This is a genomic window from Vibrio sp. Makdt, assembly GCF_027587015.1.
GTDB classification, from domain to species: domain Bacteria; phylum Pseudomonadota; class Gammaproteobacteria; order Enterobacterales; family Vibrionaceae; genus Vibrio; species Vibrio chagasii_B.
In genome coordinates, this window is sequence record NZ_JAPPTH010000045.1 from 1 (window position 1) to 18,153 (window position 18,153).

At 43.7% G+C, this 18,153-nt stretch carries 16 protein-coding genes; 4 read left to right on the forward strand and 12 right to left on the reverse strand.

Annotated features, from left to right (window positions below; all coding sequences use genetic code 11):
• The 3 genes from OH460_RS26665 to OH460_RS26675 all read right to left on the reverse strand — a co-directional run.
• A partial coding sequence (locus OH460_RS26665; RefSeq protein ID WP_270000131.1) for a hypothetical protein occupies window positions 1–223 on the reverse strand: 223 nt, incomplete at its 3' end.
• Between the two features lie 750 nt (window positions 224–973).
• Window positions 974–1,294 (reverse strand): hypothetical protein, encoded by a 321-nt coding sequence (locus OH460_RS26670; protein WP_270000132.1) that lies wholly within the window; start codon window positions 1,292–1,294, stop codon window positions 974–976.
• Window positions 1,295–1,380: 86 nt separating this feature from the next.
• Window positions 1,381–2,559: a helix-turn-helix domain-containing protein gene (locus tag OH460_RS26675; RefSeq protein ID WP_270000141.1), complete on the reverse strand. Its 1,179-nt coding sequence runs from the start codon at window positions 2,557–2,559 to the stop codon at window positions 1,381–1,383.
• A gap of 288 nt (window positions 2,560–2,847) precedes the next feature.
• On the opposite strand from OH460_RS26675, the gene OH460_RS26680 reads away from it, so the two are divergent.
• The 3 genes from OH460_RS26680 (at window position 2,848) to OH460_RS26690 (ending at window position 4,409) form a co-directional block, all read left to right on the forward strand.
• Window positions 2,848–3,261, forward strand: coding sequence for a hypothetical protein (locus OH460_RS26680; RefSeq protein ID WP_270000133.1), 414 nt, complete (start codon window positions 2,848–2,850; stop codon window positions 3,259–3,261).
• Window positions 3,261–3,725 carry an N-acetylmuramoyl-L-alanine amidase gene (locus OH460_RS26685; protein ID WP_270000142.1) on the forward strand — a complete coding sequence of 155 codons (465 nt, stop codon included), beginning with the start codon at window positions 3,261–3,263 and terminating at the stop codon, window positions 3,723–3,725. Before OH460_RS26680 ends, OH460_RS26685 begins: the two co-directional genes overlap by 1 nt.
• Before the next feature lie 348 nt (window positions 3,726–4,073).
• Window positions 4,074–4,409, forward strand: a complete 336-nt coding sequence (locus OH460_RS26690; RefSeq protein ID WP_270000134.1) for a hypothetical protein — start codon at window positions 4,074–4,076, stop codon at window positions 4,407–4,409.
• 283 nt (window positions 4,410–4,692) lie between these two features.
• On the opposite strand, the gene OH460_RS26695 is transcribed toward OH460_RS26690, so the two are convergent.
• From OH460_RS26695 to OH460_RS26730, 8 genes are all read right to left on the reverse strand, one after another.
• A complete protein-coding gene (locus OH460_RS26695; RefSeq protein ID WP_270000135.1) occupies window positions 4,693–6,864 on the reverse strand; it encodes a polysaccharide biosynthesis tyrosine autokinase in 2,172 nt (723 codons plus the stop codon).
• Between the two features lie 151 nt (window positions 6,865–7,015).
• The gene (locus tag OH460_RS26700) at window positions 7,016–7,456 is read right to left on the reverse strand and encodes a low molecular weight protein-tyrosine-phosphatase (protein WP_102424683.1); all 441 of its coding nucleotides are present in this window, start codon (window positions 7,454–7,456) and stop codon (window positions 7,016–7,018) included.
• A 138-nt stretch (window positions 7,457–7,594) separates the two neighbouring features.
• Entirely contained in the window at window positions 7,595–8,731 is a 1,137-nt protein-coding gene (locus tag OH460_RS26705) for a polysaccharide export protein (RefSeq protein ID WP_102424682.1), read from the reverse strand.
• Window positions 8,732–9,241: 510 nt separating this feature from the next.
• Complete coding sequence (locus OH460_RS26710; RefSeq protein WP_270000136.1) at window positions 9,242–11,371, reverse strand: YjbH domain-containing protein; 2,130 nt, start codon at window positions 11,369–11,371, stop codon at window positions 9,242–9,244.
• A 131-nt stretch (window positions 11,372–11,502) separates the two neighbouring features.
• Window positions 11,503–12,405, reverse strand: a complete 903-nt coding sequence (locus tag OH460_RS26715) for a serine/threonine protein kinase (protein ID WP_270000137.1) — start codon at window positions 12,403–12,405, stop codon at window positions 11,503–11,505.
• A gap of 19 nt (window positions 12,406–12,424) precedes the next feature.
• Window positions 12,425–12,967, reverse strand: a complete 543-nt coding sequence (locus OH460_RS26720) for an outer membrane beta-barrel protein (protein WP_008219136.1) — start codon at window positions 12,965–12,967, stop codon at window positions 12,425–12,427.
• 454 nt (window positions 12,968–13,421) lie between these two features.
• A complete protein-coding gene (locus tag OH460_RS26725; protein ID WP_270000143.1) occupies window positions 13,422–13,970 on the reverse strand; it encodes a sugar transferase in 549 nt (182 codons plus the stop codon).
• Between the two features lie 112 nt (window positions 13,971–14,082).
• Window positions 14,083–15,027: a UDP-glucose 4-epimerase family protein gene (locus OH460_RS26730; protein ID WP_270000138.1), complete on the reverse strand. Its 945-nt coding sequence runs from the start codon at window positions 15,025–15,027 to the stop codon at window positions 14,083–14,085.
• A gap of 176 nt (window positions 15,028–15,203) precedes the next feature.
• Here OH460_RS26730 and OH460_RS26735 point away from each other — a divergent pair, with 176 nt between their 5' ends.
• Entirely contained in the window at window positions 15,204–17,069 is a 1,866-nt protein-coding gene (locus OH460_RS26735; RefSeq protein WP_270000139.1) for a nucleoside-diphosphate sugar epimerase/dehydratase, read from the forward strand.
• Here OH460_RS26735 and OH460_RS26740 read toward each other — a convergent pair.
• Window positions 17,070–18,153: CDP-glycerol glycerophosphotransferase family protein (locus OH460_RS26740; RefSeq protein ID WP_270000140.1), on the reverse strand; the 1,084-nt coding region annotated here is incomplete at its 5' end.

An 18,153-nucleotide genomic window follows, 5' to 3' on the forward strand; every position in this document is an offset into this window, starting at 1 on the left:
TTTTACAACCAGCGGAAAGCATCACATTATCACCAAATATGACTCCACCTTTACCATTGATATAAACGCCATCATTGATGTTTAGCTTCCCCATAACTTTAACTTTTGATGCGTTTTTCACAGAATAAAAACCAAAATTTTTTATATTTTTATTTTTGAAAAATCTATAACAAAAAACAGCAAGATAACACCTTAAAATTATCCTTTGAAATTTACTTTCCATTTGTAAACCTATACATAACTTATGTTTGAATTATAAATCTAGTCGAACTTTCATTGACTAAATAAATATGATGATTAAAACAAGGTGCTTAAGTCCAATATAGCGGCTTCGGAAATGCATGAATGAGCATGTAAGGAAACACTGTTTATTACCTCTCTAAAACGGTATGTACCTCTGCAGCCGAAAAGTTTTCGATATGGCCTGACCAAAAGGCGCAGACTCACTTGTTTCTATCATTACTTATAACTTTAAGGTGCTAAAACCCAAAGCAAGATTACGAAGTCCTGCCCAGCAAGGACTTACAAAGGTAACTATTGTTACAGTTCGCTTTTTTGCTGTCTTTTACCCCAGCTTTGAAGCTAGTTTCTTCCGTCAGCAGGTATAAAGCAATATGTCTTATAACTGCTAAATTCTCACTAGCTTACTCTAGACGTATCCGACATTCACCCTCTTTAAAAGCAACGTCTAATCACCAGTGCTTCTAGTTTTCAATGCTCTAATAAACTCATCTATTCGCTAGTAAGGCTTTTCTAAACTTACGCAGTTAGTGCTTGATTCAAAAAATACAGCTTTTTACTTTGCTGCAAGCTGTATTCAGGCACGCTACCGCCCTTAGGTTTGGCTCCTAAAGGCAATAAATCATGGTTTCACCGTACTTCATGTTAATGCGGTTTTCATACGGTTTCTAATTTGATGCGCATTCTAGCAAAGTAAGTGCATATTGACTAGTTTGAAATTTGAACCAAGATCTCACCACGCATTCACCCAACGGAAGCATTGTACGTCTTGCAGGTATTGCGTCCCTATGTAGTATCGGTTTTCTTGTGCTGCGTCGCAGTAGCGCTTTTCTATATCGATGAATATTTTGCCGTTACGGTACAAAGAAACAAAACTGGGGTTGGTGTTCACCGCCAGTAGTGTTTTGATTTCAGTGCGGGTTAAGCCTTGTGGGTAATGGCTCACCAGTAGTTTTAAGAACTCTCCAATTCGCCCTTCTACTCGCGCGACTTCTTTGGCCAAAAGCGTGGCTTGCTGTTCAGTGGTCAGTTTTTTTAAGCCTGTATCTTCCATGTTACGCTTTCCTCTATTTTTATTGCCTTCTCAATTATGTTGCTTGGTTTTGGTTGCTCCCTGCTTTGGTTGCTACGAGCTTGGCTTCACTCAGTGTCACCTCTCATCTGCGCTTTCGATTGAATGAGCGCTTTAATGCGTGCTTCAAAAGGATTGTGGGTGTGATTGCTTTGGTATTCGGCTAGTTCTTGGGCCACTGGCGTTGTTGCTGATTGGCTATGCTGGTGAGGTAAGTGGTTACTTCGCGGTTGTTCTTTCATAAGGTTTGCTTGCGCCTGCTGCATTGGTGGTTTGCGCTTGATTGGCTTTGCCCCTTTGGCTCGCTTTGTTGGTGTGAATGTGCCCTTGCTCGTTTTGGCTTTCGCACTTCTTCTTAGCCAGCCATTTACAAAGTGGCCAATGTGCTCAAACGGTTTACGTTTATCGGGATTAATGTACAACCAGGCTTGCATGGCGTGCAGTTGTTGCAGCACATCTAAGTTGGGATAGGTGCTCTCTAATATGGTAAAGAACTCATGATAAATCGGTGCACTTCCCTCTTGGGTAAGCAGGTGAATCACCGCGTCATCTGGGCTCTTGGTATCCGAGTGTTTGGCGTCCGAGATTTCGGCGTTAGTACCTGTGATGTCCGTGCTTTTGCTCTTCGAACTGTGCGTATCCGTTGTGCTGGTATCTCCTCGTTCTACCACTGTGTTCTCTGAGGGACTCTTCTCGAGCGTGTTAGTTTTTAGGCTCAGCCCTGTTTTATGTTCTTTATGAGAGATTATGTGTGCCAGGGGATCACTCTCCGTGTTGGATCGGTTGGCCTCCTGGTGGGTGTCGGATTGATCTGTATTAGGCTGGTGTATGGTGTTTACGGCAAGCGTATTCGCCTGTACAAGGGCGCTTGCTGTTACAGTTGTTGGCTGTATGGTATTGGCTACTGGATCCGTTACCGATACAGCAGCGGGCTGTGTGGTGTCATGAGTTAAGTCGCGCTGCTCAATATGGCAACCTTCTGGCACACGCAGTTGGTACAAGTTGCTGCGCTGGCGCCCTGAATCATCAAAGCGCTTTATCCGCTGTAAAAAACCTTGCTTTTCCAGCTCGTTAACGTGTCGTGTCACGGTTCTTAGCGACACTTCGCAATATTGCGCTAAGTAATTCAACGAGGGGAAACACACGCCGCGCGCGTCGGCATTATCGGCCAATTTTAACAGTACCAATTTGCTAATTGGCGAGCCGGTTTTCAGTGGCATAAAAGAAAGAATGAGAGAAACACACATCATTAACGCTCCTTGTTATCGGTTGATTCATCAAGAGATCCATTGATAGTCAGAGCATTAACAACACTTTTTTAAGGATTGGGGGCGCAACGCCCGTGAGATAAGTTGTAAGAAAAAATGTTTAGTTAATTGGCTCGAACCGATATGCAACATCAAACCTATCAAGCAGGTGTTTTGGGAAACACCTCTCACTTTTTAGCTAAGCCTTTTTTTAATGATGAGCAACGGCAACCCTAATCGCAAATCTTGAATTACATTGCCTCCCCCGTAGCAACCATAAGGTGTTCAATGAAGGCAATCATCTCTCTTTTTATTTCCACCTACCGAGGAAACATGGCCAGTGCAGAGTGCTGCTCTTACTCCCTCCCTTATCCGCACTCTAACTCTCGCTGTTGCTCAGATCAGAACTCGGTATATGGCGTATCACCAGAACACATTGGCTTTGCTGCTGTTAACTACGAGGATTTTTGTTGGGCAATAAGCAGAGCTAGCAAGCGCGAAACCCTTGGTTATTACATTACTTACCTTCGCCATGTGCGCTATCACGACGCTTACGCGAAAACTGTGGAACGTGCTTGGCTAAAACGTAGCAATTCGGAACTAAGCCAGGTACCTGCATCCCAACAATGGTTACAACAACATGAGGAAGCATTTTGTCACGCACTCCACCAGCAACTCATCGAACTCAATGGCCGCGATTAATGGGTCAATCTTTATCCCTTTGTTCCTTTTTGTGTCACCTTCCCGCCGGTTCGGCTTTCTCTTTTATTACCGTGCATTGCAGCGCCACGTCACCACAGCAAGACATAGGCGTGGATGACATTCGCCGCTGGCATAAAAAGAGAGGCTGGCGCGATGTGGGGTATCACTTTGTGATTCGTCGTGATGGCAAGGTAGAGCTAGGTAGGCCGCTGTCGCAGACTGGCGCACATGTGAAAGGGCACAACAAAAATAATATCGGGGTTTGTATGATCGGTGGCTGTAACGCAAAGCAGCAACCAGACGATAATTTCACGTTTTCGCAACGTAAGGCACTGTTTGGCTTGGTGGCAGCGTTGCAAGAACAGTTCTCTATTTCAGATGAAGCGGTAAAGGGCCATAAAGATTGGGGAGTGAATAAGGCGTGTCCGGTGATGAGATTAAGAGCAGATGCGGGATGCGAGTAAACGGGATTCGAAGAGCTGAAGAGCAGATGCGGGATGCGAGATTCGGGTAAACGAAAAGCTAAAAGAGCAGATGCGGGATGCGAGTAAGCGAGATGCGAAGAGCTTGAAGAGCAGTTGCGGGATGCGAGTAAGCGAGATGAGAAAAGCTTAAAGAGCAGATGCGAGATTCGAGTAAGCGAGATGAGAAGAGCTTGAAGAGCAGTACGGGATGCGAGTAAGCGAGATGAGAAGAGCTTGAAGAGCAGTTGCGGGATGCGAAGACATAAGGAGCAGAGGTAAAGAGCGAGAAGGTTATACAGTCAAAGGCTATATAGGCGGTCAAAGCCAATCAATAAACTAAGGAGCAGTATGACGTTGTTCGGGAGAATATTTGGAAGCCAGTCTTCCATTAGCAAAGGGTTAGATGCACTCACCAACACAGGAGATGCGATGTTTTTTACTGATGAAGAAAAGGCGAAGCACAAGCTAGCACTACTAAAAGCGTATGAACCTTTTAAATTGGTGCAACGCTACATTGTATTGTTGTTCACCATACCCTATGTTGCACTTCATGTGATGGTCATTGTTGGCTGCATGCACGGTTACGATTGGAAACCGTTGGGAGAAATGACCAATGAAGCGTTTGGTTATCCGGTGTTAGCTGCGGTTGGATTGTATTTAACGGGAGGGGTGATTAAAAAGTAGAAGAGCAGATGAGGGATACGAGTATACGAGACGCGAAGAGCTGAAGAGCGGATGCGAGTAGCGAGATTCGAGTAAACGAAGAGCTAAAGGAGCAGATACTGGTGACGGGTATCGAGATACGAAGAGCTTAAAAGAATAGACGCGGGTAGCGGGTAAACGAGTAACGAAGAGATAAAAAGATGAAGAGCGGATTCGAGTGGTGTTTTTCATTCTCGCCACTCGAATCTCGCATCTGCCTTTTAGCTTTTCGTTTACCCGATTACTCGCATCTCGTTACCGCTCTTTATTTCTTATCGCTCGAATACGCGTAGTTGTAGTAACCGTAGCCGTATGAGCTTGATGCTTTCTTCTCGATGGCGTTGAAGATAACGCCTTTCACTTCAATGCCTGATTGTTCGAAGCGGTTACGAGCAACGTCGATCTCTTTAAGGGTGTTTTGACCGTAACGTGCCACCATTAGTGTTGTGCCAGCAAAAGCACCTACGATGCTCGGGTCGGTTACCGCTAATACTGGCGGAGTATCGACAATCACCAAATCATACTCTTTTGATGCCCACTCCATCAGCTCTGCAAAGCGTGGGTGCATCAGCAGCTCCGATGGGTTGGGTGGCACTTGGCCGCGAGTAAGAATATCTAGGTTTTCTACTGGTGTAGCTTTGATAGATTGAGTGAACTCTTGTTTGTTGCTCAATACATCAGAAAGGCCGTTTTCCCATTTCACACCAAAGCTTTGCTGTAGGTAACCTTTGCGCATATCGGCATCAATGATCAGCACTTTCTGGCCTGTTTTAGCCGCTACGGCCGCAAAGTTGGTCGAGATGAAAGATTTACCAATGCCTGGCGCCGGGCCAGAGATCATCAACACGTTGTTTTTCGCTTCAAGCATGGCAAAGTGCAGGCTGGTACGAAGGCCACGCAGCGCTTCAACGGAAAGGTCTGCCGGGTTAGATTCTGCCAGCAGTGCCTGCGCGCCTTTGGTTTGTATTTTCTTCGATTTAAAGCGGTTGGTTAGCTCAATTTGTAAATCTGATTTTGGTACTGCTGCGTAAACCGGCAAACCAATTTGTTCAATTTGATCTGGGCTTTCCACACCGCGGTGGAACGCCGCTTTCACTAATACAAACGCCACACTCAACATACCGCCTAGCAAGGTCGCTAATACTACGATTAGAGGCTTCTTAGGTTTAACGGCGCGCTTATACGCTTGTGCGTCATCTAGAATACGAACGTTACCTACAGTACCCGCTTTAATGATGCTCAGCTCTTGCACCTTGTTTAACAGCTGAATGTAGATTTGTTGGTTCACTTCTACATCGCGTGTCATACGCAGTACTTCACGCTGCGTTTTAGGTAACTTTTGAATCTGTTCGTTCAGGCGGTCTTTCTCACGTAGCAGCGTTTTGCGCTTATCAAGCAGTGATTTATAAGCGGGGTGATCTTTGGTGAAGCGCTGGCTGATCTCACTCTCTTTAAACGTCAGTTCATTCAATTGCGCTTCAAGCTCTACCATTACCTTGAGCGTCGATTGTGCTTCTAAGCCCAGGTCGATCGATTCGTTCTTCTGGCGATAGTTGTTTAGCGTGTCTTCATAGCCAGTCAGCTCAGACTTAATACCTGGAAGGTGGCTTTCTAAGAACTCTAGGCTCTTTTCTGCTTCTGCTGAATTGCGCTTCACATTTTGTAAAAAGTAGATCTGGCTGATGTGATTAAGGATCTCAATGATCTGCTGTTTGTTTTCGCCTTCAAAGCTCAGCTTCAGAATGCCGGTTTGCTTACCCTGCTCAGACAAAGACAAGGATTTTTTCAGCCATTCGATCGCTTCGAGTCGGCTTTGTTTCTCAATTGAGAATTCGAAACCGTTGTGAGATTCAAAACCCGCCACAAACAGGCTGTAATCGTCGGCTGTTGCCAGCTCCCCCACTTTACCTTGTAGGATAACGCGCTCGTCATCACGCACCAGTTGGTATGTGCCTTGCTCGGCATCAAGAATCTGGATAGTGTGTGAGTAATCGCTCGCATAGCTTGGCAAGGTAAAACGGCTTACCGCAATATGGTTGATGTCACCGGTTAAGCGTGCAAAGCCTTTACCAACGATGGGTGCGTAAATTGGTGTAGTCACCGTGGTAAGGTTAAATTTATCCACCGTTTCGCCTAAGATCATGCGCGATTTGATGATCTCGACTTCGGTGGTGGCTGATGACTCCTGCGAGAATAGCTCGCCCATATCGCCGACCATAGAGGAGATACCACCAGAGCTCTTCTCTTCAATTTGAATCAGCGCATCGGCTTTGTAGATCGGTGTTGAAAGTAGCGCAAACGCAATACCAAGCACAGCAAAGATGAATGTGGTGAGCATGATTAGCCATTTAGCATCTAATAAGATACCAAGCAGTTTTCCTAAATCTATCTCATCAGAGTTATCTGTATGCGATTGCTGGGAGGGTTGTGTTGTCATTTGTTTGCTACTTCCTAAATTATTGCTATTCAAGAGGGTGAACGACGCACCTCTTGTCTATGATTCTGTTATTGTTGCCTTTGTGACGGTTCGACGCTTCGACGCTTCGACGGTCAATGGCGTATACACGGATTAAACGCGAAGCCTCAAGCTACAGCTTTTTTGCCCATGCTTGCGCAGCTTCGTCTATCAACTGATAAGCGTATTCAAATGCTTCTCGGCTTTGACGGTGCGGATCGGGAATGTCTTTCTGACCAATCCACTGACCGAACAACATGGTTTTACCGCGTGCTTCGGGTGAGATCTGAGTGAGCGCTTCTAAGTGGCCCTTCTCCATCACCAAGATCAAATCGTATTGAGCACAAAGCTGAGGCGTCACTTGCTGCGCTTGATGGTTTTCGACATCTACGCCATTTTCTGCTGCGATTAAAATCGCGGTCTCATCGGCTGGCTTACCAAGTAAACGGCTCTTTTCGGCCGCGATTCCGGCAGAGGCTATCTCTTTGCCTGGAAGTAATTGTTGCAGAACGCGCTCTCCTGTTGGAGAGCGGCAAATGTTGCCCACGCACACGACTAAAATTTTATTAAACATAGCTGTCTCAAATTGTATTGGGCTTGTACTCCCAAGCGACTTTAATAGGCAGGATTCAAGGATCCCGAAGTGACCTGGGTATAAATATAAAAATCAGGCCGCATTCAACATGCGACCTGATTGCCATTCTCTCTTAGCCTACGGCCAAGTACGAATACGCTGTACACCTTCAGTCAAGTTATTGAATCCGTTGATTGTCGGTAGTAATTGACCAATCACACGGTTCCAGCGGCTGATCGGTGCTGCCGTTACGTAAACCACATCGTAAGGTTTTAAATCAAACTCGGTACCAATCACTAACGCCGACGCGTCTTCAATGTCTAGCTGATAGATGTCTGCCATACGCTCTGATTTATCATCAGAGGTACGAATCACAAACACACCCGTTGCATCTGCAGTCAGTTCGTTGATACCGCCAACATTGCTTAGCGCTTCCGTTAGGCTCATGCCCACGCGGTCGATCTTAAGAAGTTTAGGCTCTTTCACTTCACCCATTACGAAGACTTTTTGATTATCGTTACGCGGCACGTGAACAATGTCACCCGCTTGCAGCAAACGGTTTTGCGTTAAATCACCACGCTGCATTAAGCCATACAGCGATAGAGTCTCTTCTACCCCGTTGCGCGTTAATGACACATTCCGCCAATCCGCATCTTCTGAAAGGCCACCAGAGCGGTTAACGGCATCAAGTAGCGTTAATGGGATATTGGTGATCGGCTGCTGGCCCGGTTTAGACACTTCGCCTGTGATGTAGGTTTTTTTAGAACGAAACGCCGCTACGTTAACATCGACTTGTGGGCTTTCGATGTATTTAGCCAAACGTGTCGCGATGTCAGCTCGAATTTCACGAACCGTTTTACCTGCCACTTCTACGGTGCCGATATAAGGATAGAAGATGGTGCCATCAGCATGTACCCAGTTACCGGCTTCGGTGCTACTGCGGTAAGAACCGGCTGGAATGGTCAACTCAGGGTGATCCCAAATCGTAATATTTAAGATATCACCAACGCCCACTTTGTATTCATACTTTGCGATGTCTACGTCTAGCTCAGGGTTTGCTCTTGAAACCGACACTTCGCCCGTTTGGTAAGTAGAGACGGACTGTGCGGTAAGTGGGTAAACGTTCACCACTTCAGAAATATCAGACTCTTGCTGATCTTCAGAAGTCTGAATCACATTCTTGCCACCAGTAGATAGGTGACTACCTGGAGTCGTACACCCTGCAAGTAATACAGGAAGGAGCGCCAAAAGGAGACGATTTTTATTAATCTTCATGTTAACCAAGTTCTAGAAACGGAATGTGTTGTGATACCCCAAAGGACACCCATAAGGAATTAAACGAATCATTTTATCAGTTACGCTGCATTCAAAAGAGCAGGGGGCAACACTAACTGTGACCCTGCTTCCAATTAGTATCAAAAGAATGAACCCAAAAGACGCTACCGCCCCTTGGTACTCCGCGACACCACACTGCGTATAAAATGTATCCCCATCAATCTATGATTTATCTAGGGATTTTGAACTAAAACGTAGCAAATCGAGCGTTTACGTGACGTTTATTTAATCCGTATGCATTATCCACAAGATTGTGTTTATTATCAACCTAGTTGAATGGTTTTAAGGGGGGAAGAGCAGTAACGAGATGCGAGTAAACGGGATGCGAAAAGCTTAAGAGCGCAAGAATAGATGAGAGATGCGGGTAAACGAGATACTAAGAGCTAAGAGCAAGAGCAAGAGCAAAAAAAGAGCCAACACTTGGTGTTGGCTCTCCATTTTATGTTTACGCTACTTAACGGCTTCTAAGTATTTTAGGTAAGCATTACGTAAGCGCTGTCGGTTTTCATGGTAGTAACTTGCACCAGTGCGGTTACGGTTGAAGTACTGCCTTTCAATATTGTGTTGTAAGCCAGTATCGACACCTAAGCCTGTACCAAGTTGGTTATGAGTTTCACCAACACGAGTTTGTAGTGCGTATACAAATTGATCAATACCGCGCAACTGTACGTAACCTGGGCTCATATCACGCCATAGTGTTAAAGGAATCGCGATGCCCAGCGTCACAAAGTCTTCATATTCACTTTTACCAACCGCTTTTGTCGTTTGGTACGAAGCATCAACCCTTACATCGCCTAGCCAGTGACTGGTGGTAACACGTACTCCTTCATCGCCTTTCCAGAATTGACCAGCTTGCACTTTACCTTGCCAGTTCCAGTCTGGTCTTGAGTAAGTGTAATGGCCAATCATTGGAGTCGCATCTAAGATAGCTTTGCCTCTAGAGTCGTACTTATCTTGAGCGGAAAAGTTTGCGAATTCAGTACCCAGTATGTGACGACCACTATTGCTCGCATACTGGGTTTCATTCAAGACACCCAAATAGTTTCCGTAGACTTGCCCGAATGAGAATTGAGTGGTGAGGTTGTAAGGCAGCTGGAGTGCTTGATGGAAAAGAACCCTATCCACTTCATTCTCAAACGCGTCATCACCCCAAATTCTACCTTCTTCAAAGTCATCACTCTCTGCCAGTGGCATCACATGTCGGACATCCAAAGCGGCACCTTTCCAAAGCGGTGTGTACAAGTTCGTCGCCAGTGCTAGCGAGTAATCGAATACACCGTACTCTGTCGCCGTGTTGTGATACAAAGCTGGAGACACAATCACCTGTGTTCGGCCGAAACCAGAACGAGTAACCTCTTCACCAAAATTCGCTTTGGCGTAGCTCTTTTTAACATCAGAGGTACGAACAAGCAGTGTTTTACAAGGCTCACCTGTTTTTACAAACTCGCGGTAACACGGTGCGCTAGTGATCACTTCCATCATCGGCATGTCGTTGACCAAGTTAAACAAACGAATGTTTTGCTGTTGGTAATTCTTAACGCCGAGATCTTGAAGCATGCCCTCTCCCACATAAGAAGAGATGATACCTAAAGCCACACCGACGCCATCCACTTGGTTACGGTTATAACGGCGGTTTTCTAACGCGACGTTTAAACCAATATCGTCCGCAGAGATTCTCACATTAAGAAAACCTTCATCGACCAGTGCTTTTTTAAGCTGAACCAGACCGGCGAATTTATGATGCGCTTGTTCTACAGCTATCTTGTCTTCTAGGGTTAACTCATTAACTCGGCGAGACTCGGAGAAGCCCATTAGAGGGGTTGATGCCGCTACCGACCAAATATCGATATCGGCATTACCACTGGTATAAAACTGGTATTGAAAAGATAACTGCGTATCCAGTGGTAAATAATGTTCTGGTGTAAACACCTTAAGGCCAGCATTAAATTGGTGAGAATCATGCTCTGCAATAAGCTGAACAAAGTCCAGTGGCTGATACTCTAAACTAGCAAATGGCCCATTTAGAACACCATGACTCACCTCTGACTTACCGTAACCTGCACTAAACCTTGCGGGTACAAAATCAGGTTGGTAATCAGCAACCGCATAGAAGGTCTCAAAGTTGCTGGCAGCACCACCTAAATCTTGAACACCTAAAGCCAGATCAAACCCAGTCCAATCTTTTACAAAAGGAAGTTGGTATTTTAACGATGCTGATAGATCTCGAATACCAGGTCCGCCACTGCCACCACAATTGGGGTCGTAGTGTGGCACATTTGAGTACCCATGACAGTTATACGTTTTTGTAACAATTCGCCCCGCGGCTTCAAAGCCTTCAAATAGACCAACACTGAACAAAATATTGTCTAGCTCGCTGGTTTTTCCTCTGTACGGTACACCTTGACCATAGAGGAAAGAGATATCTCCGGTGTCCATCACTTGAGCATTGGGCACAATGATCGCGCCAGTATAGCTTTGGGACGACATTAGGTTATCGACAGCGTAGGCATTGGGAGCAAGAGCTAATGCACTGACGGATGCAATGAGCGCTGCGTTTCTAGAGTGGCTGAGTATTTTCATTGGTATGCATTGGTTATAACAGAATTCGCAAGTGGCTAGTTGAATAGCGACTATGTTTGATTGTAACTATGTTGATAGTAACAGCATGTAAAAAAGGCACCGAGTGGTGCCTTTTATTATCAATCTTAAAATTAGCCGCCAGTACCACCGCCGTTACCGCCGCCACCAGTACCACCAGTACCACCAGTACCACCAGTTGGTGGTGGAGTACCTTCATCTGGATTAGGCACAGGTTTAGATGGTTGTTCTGCTGAATCAGGAATGGTCACATCCTTAGTAGGGTCCTCAACAACACCTTTAATGAAATCTGGATCTTTAGTTAGATCTAGGTAAATATCATCACCACCAGGAGCTGTAGGGTAATCTGGGTAGGTCTTGATCACTTCCTTTGTAATTGCAACAGAAGCTTTAGAGATCTCAGTTGCTGACTTATCAGAACTTACTACAAGTACGTCAGAAAGCACTGCCGCTGTCGCTGACACTAAGCTAGCTTCGTCTGCAGGAAGATCTTCAATAATCTCTTGTGTACGACGTAGGAAGTCAGCAACACTAGTAGCACGACCCTTGTTTATTAGATCGCCCAAACCAAGATCATTAAGAATCTGCTCACCAACTGAGTTATTGTAAGGTTGACCGTCTAGCTCTTTTTCAATCAAAGTAGAGATTGGAGAAGATGTAACAAGGTCATCGTAGTTCGCTAAGCCTTTAGGGAACTTGTAGCTTACCTTGCTCATATCTTTACCGTTAGAAACGTCCACTGCACCTGCTGTTGCGTTGTAAGCAAATGAACAAGTTTCAGGGTAGTTCAGAACAGTAAGTTCAGTAACTTCAGAAACACCGTAGTAGTTTGTTTCCTCTAGAGAACCAGTTTTGCCATTGTCACAGCTGTAGGTGCCTTTCATACCCATAACTGCAGGGTCGAATGCCATGATATTACGGTACGCTTGCTCAGGTGGCACGCTGTTGTTGTTGTCACTGCCACAACCACCAAGGATTGCACCAACGACTGATAACGCTAAAATTTTATATTTCACAATTTATCCCTACAAATGATTAGAAGCTGTGTGACAAAGCAACATTAAACGAGTCGATATCTACGCCACCAATATCTTGATATAGCTGGTATTCAATACCAACCTTCATCGCTGATGTAATCGAGTATTCAGAACCAAAAGCAATCGTTGGAGTAACGCCAGAATCGTCAGACTCAACACCAGGGCCGTTTGCTTTCCAGTCATAAACAGCAAAACCACCTTTTGCGTATAACGCTAGGCTATCGGTTACATTGCCAGACGCTTTTAGAACAACATCAAAGCTGCTTGCTTCGTAGCTACCACCGGCAATATCTTTAAGATCATACTCACCAAGGTAGTTATAACCACCTTCGATCGCTAGTGTGTCTACGATATGGTAACCAACAAATAAGCCGTAAGACGTATCTGAATCATCGATAGCCGTGCGGCTTTCGACTAATGGTGCAAAGTTATCGGCCGTTACATTACCGACTTTAGCGCCTACGTATAAGTTTTCAGCTCCGACAGCTGATGCTGATAGCAACAACAACGGTGAAACCCTAGCTAACCACTGCATTTTCATATAATTATATCTTCCATATTTCAAACTGAACTGAGGCTGATTTTCCTAGCAAATCTGAGCTATAGGCAAATCATATCGATACAAACGAGGGACATATCAGTACACCTCACTTGTTCATGTATCGTGACACTTTAACTGCACGGTTTTCCTTCACGAAAGTGATTGAGTGAAACACCGAACATCAACTAAGCAAGATATTTCGAAAGCGATATGAAAAAACACCACAAGCAAGAGAGGTAAAGCTACCCTAAAACCTCTTACTTATTAGATATCTCAAAATAAAGCACTCAGCTTAAACAACTAATTGAACAACATGATAGTTAATAACCACATTCAAGTAAATGGGTAAATCATAAACAATACCTTATAAAGCATCATATTAGAGGGGCTGCAGCACACAAACCTGTAAAAGTTGGAACAAGCCTCATATATGGTGAGCCTTAAGCATCGCAACTCACACTCGATCACCAGCCCCTTTTCCTAATACCGTTTGAATGATGTATTGAAAGTAAAGCTTGGTCGTTAAAGTCTTAAGCATACGTTGATCCCATTCCGCCAATAGCTTGGGTGTCGACATATCGATATCATTGATTTGAGCCAACCCCGTAACACCGGGCCTTACCGCCAGCACGCCTCTCGATTCCCTTTCATTGATGAGCTCTTGCTGGTTGAATAAGCATGGTCGTGGGCCAACCAAACTCATTTCACCTTTCAGAACGTTGTATAACTGTGGTAGTTCATCCAGCTTAGTCTTACGTAAGAACCCACCCAATTTAGTCACTGAACTAGCCCCCACCAAGTGAGTTGCCACTGATTGTGTTTCTACCGGCATAGTGCGGAATTTCACTAAAGTAAATGGCTTTTTGTCACGCCCGACTCGAGTTTGAAAAAAGACTGGAGAGCCTGTGTCAAAGTAACCAAGAATACAAATGACAACAAAAACGGGCCAAAGGAACAGCAGGCCGAACAATGCAAAAAAGAAATCTAATAAACGAATCAAAATGGATGCCTTAAACTCTGATAAACGAATATTGTGAATGCCGTAACTGACATTCGTTGATAAAGAGTACCTGACTCAATTACGGATATGAATGGTGCAAATTAGCTGAAACACATCAGTGTGACTTCAAGTATGCTTCTACGGTTTTATTGATCCCGTCTTCGAAAGTCACCGGAGGGATCCAACCCAAGATCTCTTTTGTATAGCGAGTTTCCACTTGAAGGTTACCACATACTCTTTGGGCTAAATGCTGCTTTCGCAATACAGATGCGCCGCCCCTTATCCAAGACATTGGGATCGGTAAAAGCCTCGGTGATTTATCCATTGAAAGCGCAATAGCTCTTATTAATTGACTAGTCGAAACATCCTGGTTATCAGAAGCCAAGAAGGTATGCCCAGGCGCAGCGGGGTGCTCACAACAAGTTAATATCAAACTTGATAAGTTATCTACATATACCAAGCTTCTCTTATTATGAATCGCGCCAAATGGAAGTGGGATGCCCTTTTCAACCATACGCATCATTGATAAGAAATTGGCTTTCACACCTGGCCCATAAACCAGTGGGGGCCTAACAATAACGACTTCTAAGCCTGTTTCTTTTGAGAGCTTCGCTAGCGCAACTTCCGCTTCATACTTACTCAAACCGTAAGGGTCTTTCGGGATATAATCTAGATTAGGTAAAAAAGGTGAACTAGGTTCGGTAAACTCACCGTTAACTTTAATAGAGCTGACGAACACAAACCGTTTAACACCGGCCTCAGCGGCTTGCTTCGCTAGGTTCAAAGTGCCAAAGGTGTTGATATCTCTATAGGCAGCCAAAGCATCTTGCGCATTTTCATTCATTTGATGCACTCGAGCAGCACAATGAACAACACAGTCTACACCTTCGAATGCATCAGACCAGTCAGTTTCAGCACCGATAGACGAAACCAAAAAGCAGTTAGGTTGTGTTCTGGAACCCTTACGAACTACAGAAACTACTTCCCAATCACGCGCTTCTGCTAACTCAACCACTCGAGCACCAACAAACCCCGTACTACCTGTAACCAAAAGTTTCATAAAACAAACCGCTCAATAAACGAACAAATAATAAACAAAATCAACAGTAAATCGATTAGGCAACACATAACAACCAATTACATCTAGCTTACCGCACTTAAGAACATTAAAATATCTTCATATCAAATACTCAGCTAAAGCTTATTAGACTGAATTAAAAGTTATCAAGGAAAATAATGATTAAGCCAATACGAGCTATTCTCAACACCAAGCGGAAAAATAAGCGCTTAATTAGTATTGGCTACGACATATTTGCAATAGCAATGTCGATTTACCTTGCCGTTGCTTTAAGGTTGGGAACATATACCTTTGACGTAGGGCCTAACGAATGGGTCACATTATTCCTGACAATTTCAGTCACGATCTTCACCTTCACCAAACTTGGGATGTATCGTGCAGTACTACGCTACATGATGTTTCCTGCCGTCGGTCACATCTTCCTTGCTGTATTTATCTCATCTCTAACATTAGTGATTAGTGAGTTCTTTTTTCATAGCTTTATCCCAAGAAGTGTTCCATTTATCTATGCCGGGCTAGCCATACTTACATTGGGCGGACCAAGAATAATGATCCGCTCAGCCTATGATCAGATGATAAAACGCAAAAAGCCCAATGTATTTATCTATGGTGCGGGAGCTACTGGTCGTGAACTAGTATATGCGCTAATACACGGTGATGAATATAACCCGGTTGTATTATTAGATGACGACCCGAGCAAAAGAGGTAATATTCTATTTGGGTTAAAAGTCCATCACCCAAGTGAGTTTGAACATCTGCAATCTCTTTACCAGCCAGTAAAGCTATTACTAGCAATTAATAATATTAATAAAGGTAAACGATTAAGACTCGTAGAAAAATTATCTGATTGGCCTATTGCGATTCAGTCTGTCCCATCGGTAGAGGACATAGCTGCAGGTAAAGCGACTGCAACAGAGATCAAAGATCTCGACGTAGCTGATCTATTGGGCAGAGCGCCTATCACACCTGACAGTGAATTGCTGGCAAAGAATATTCATAATAAGTGTGTCATGGTAACCGGTGCCGGTGGTTCCATTGGTTCAGAGTTGTGTCGTCAAATCTTAGCGCAGCAACCTAAAACATTAGTTCTATTCGAACTCAATGAGTACAACCTATACAAAATTGAACAAGAACTACTTTCTACAAAGAAAAATTTAAAGAGCCAAACTCAGATCATTGCCGCTCTAGGTTCAGTCCAAAGACAGAACCGTCTTGAAAAACTCATTAATACATATGAAATTGAGACGCTGTATCATGCTGCCGCATACAAGCATGTCCCCCTAGTCGAGGATAATGTTGTTGAAGGGATTCGTAATAATGTTTTTGGGACACTATCCTGCGCACAAGCCGCTATAGAGTGCGGTGTGAAAAACTTCACGCTAATTTCAACCGACAAAGCCGTAAGACCAACGAATGTAATGGGTGCGAGTAAACGGATGGCTGAACTCGTTCTTCAAGCGCTTGCAGATAAAGGGACAGATACTGTCTTTACCATGGTCAGGTTTGGCAATGTGTTAGGCTCTTCCGGATCGGTAGTGCCACTTTTTAAGAAGCAAATTAAAGCTGGCGGCCCTGTTACCGTTACTCATCCAGATATCATCCGTTATTTTATGCTAATACCAGAAGCTGCACAGCTTGTCATTCAGGCTGGTGCGATGGGAAACAATGGACAAGTTTTCGTACTGGATATGGGTGAACCCGTTAAAATTCTGGACCTTGCAAAACGCATGGTACATTTAATGGGAATGAAGGAAAGCCTTAATTCAAGCTCGGATGAAGGTGATGTTGAAATCAAATTTACAGGTTTAAGACCCGGTGAGAAGCTATATGAAGAGCTTCTCATCGGTGACAATGTCGAAGGAACTAGCCACGAAAAAATCATGACGGCAATGGAGAATAAGCTCACTTGGCCAGAAATGCAGAGACTCCTAAGTGAGCTAGATGAATGCTGCCATGACTTTAATGTCGACTGTATTAAGCGCATATTACTTGAAGCGCCCACAGGATACAAAACGACAACATAACTATACTTTAATAAGCTCTCGCACAATACTAGCGCAGGTCTGAGCGTGCTCTGATTTTGTAGGGTTTACCAAATGATTTACCTCTTTTCTTTGTGAGTAATATTCATCGTTATTTTTATTGTTATAAAAATTTTCAACCTCATACATGAAACCTAAGAAAGTACTAGGTTTAGGCCCTGGAGATAGCTTTTCGTAAGGGATAGTGAAACCCACAACTTTTTCATAGTTATCTTGATCATATGGTAAAAATATAATTGGTTTAAGTGTAAGCAGGTAATCGAAGTAAATACTTGAATAATCAGTAATTAACAAATCGAAAGAGCCAAGGACTTCATTTATATCCTCAACCTCATCATTTGACAAAATAAATATGTTGCTGTGATGAACGAAACTAGAAGGAAGTGACTGTAAAAAGTTAGGGTGAATCCTGAGATAAATATGTATATCGTTTTTAGCTAAAAACGATTCTAATAGTTCGATATCAAAATCATCAAATGGAAACAACTCGATATCTGCCCCTGGTCTCCAAGTCGGGGCATAAAGAATAGAATAATAATTGTTATTAAAAGGGGTTGCTTGAGATTTAACTATATTATCATTCCTTGCTTGTGGCGCCCTAACCACCCTATGATTATGAAGACCTAGACAGCCAGCCCATGCATCATCGAACTCTTTAGAAGTTGATAGAAAATAAGAGAAATTACTTTTCAACAGATGATAGTACAGGCGCCTTAAAATAGAGTTTGAGTTAACTCCTAATCCAACCTTCTTTATTGGTGAACCATGTCCCAAATGAATGACGTTTCTTTTTATCGATAGCCCAAAACCACCAACAGGCGTTTCTAACGATGATGTAATCCAGGTATGGGCTAGAAGAACTTTAAGCAGACCTAGTATACTTGAAGTAGAGATAAAATAATCACCATACTTTCTATTTAATTCTCTTCGGAGAGTATCATCATTAATTACATAATAGATTTCTAAGTCATTAATCTTGTCTTCTATCATATGCAAGAATAATGACTTAGAATTATGTTCAAAGGTAGTGTTAAACTGAGAGTTAAATATTACAGAATTCTTGTTT

Excerpts from the sequence above, each read along its gene's own strand:
- OH460_RS26670 (WP_270000132.1), bottom strand. The coding sequence starts at position 1,294 with ATGGAAGATACAGGCTTAAAAAAACTGACCACTGAACAGCAAGCCACG.
- OH460_RS26675 (WP_270000141.1), bottom strand. The coding sequence starts at position 2,559 with ATGTGTGTTTCTCTCATTCTTTCTTTTATGCCACTGAAAACCGGCTCG.
- OH460_RS26680 (WP_270000133.1), top strand. The coding sequence starts at position 2,848 with ATGAAGGCAATCATCTCTCTTTTTATTTCCACCTACCGAGGAAACATG.
- OH460_RS26685 (WP_270000142.1), top strand. The coding sequence starts at position 3,261 with ATGGGTCAATCTTTATCCCTTTGTTCCTTTTTGTGTCACCTTCCCGCC.
- OH460_RS26690 (WP_270000134.1), top strand. The coding sequence starts at position 4,074 with ATGACGTTGTTCGGGAGAATATTTGGAAGCCAGTCTTCCATTAGCAAA.
- OH460_RS26695 (WP_270000135.1), bottom strand. The coding sequence starts at position 6,864 with ATGACAACACAACCCTCCCAGCAATCGCATACAGATAACTCTGATGAG.
- OH460_RS26700 (WP_102424683.1), bottom strand. The coding sequence starts at position 7,456 with ATGTTTAATAAAATTTTAGTCGTGTGCGTGGGCAACATTTGCCGCTCT.
- OH460_RS26705 (WP_102424682.1), bottom strand. The coding sequence starts at position 8,731 with ATGAAGATTAATAAAAATCGTCTCCTTTTGGCGCTCCTTCCTGTATTA.
- OH460_RS26710 (WP_270000136.1), bottom strand. The coding sequence starts at position 11,371 with ATGAAAATACTCAGCCACTCTAGAAACGCAGCGCTCATTGCATCCGTC.
- OH460_RS26720 (WP_008219136.1), bottom strand. The coding sequence starts at position 12,967 with ATGAAAATGCAGTGGTTAGCTAGGGTTTCACCGTTGTTGTTGCTATCA.
- OH460_RS26730 (WP_270000138.1), bottom strand. The coding sequence starts at position 15,027 with ATGAAACTTTTGGTTACAGGTAGTACGGGGTTTGTTGGTGCTCGAGTG.
- OH460_RS26735 (WP_270000139.1), top strand. The coding sequence starts at position 15,204 with ATGATTAAGCCAATACGAGCTATTCTCAACACCAAGCGGAAAAATAAG.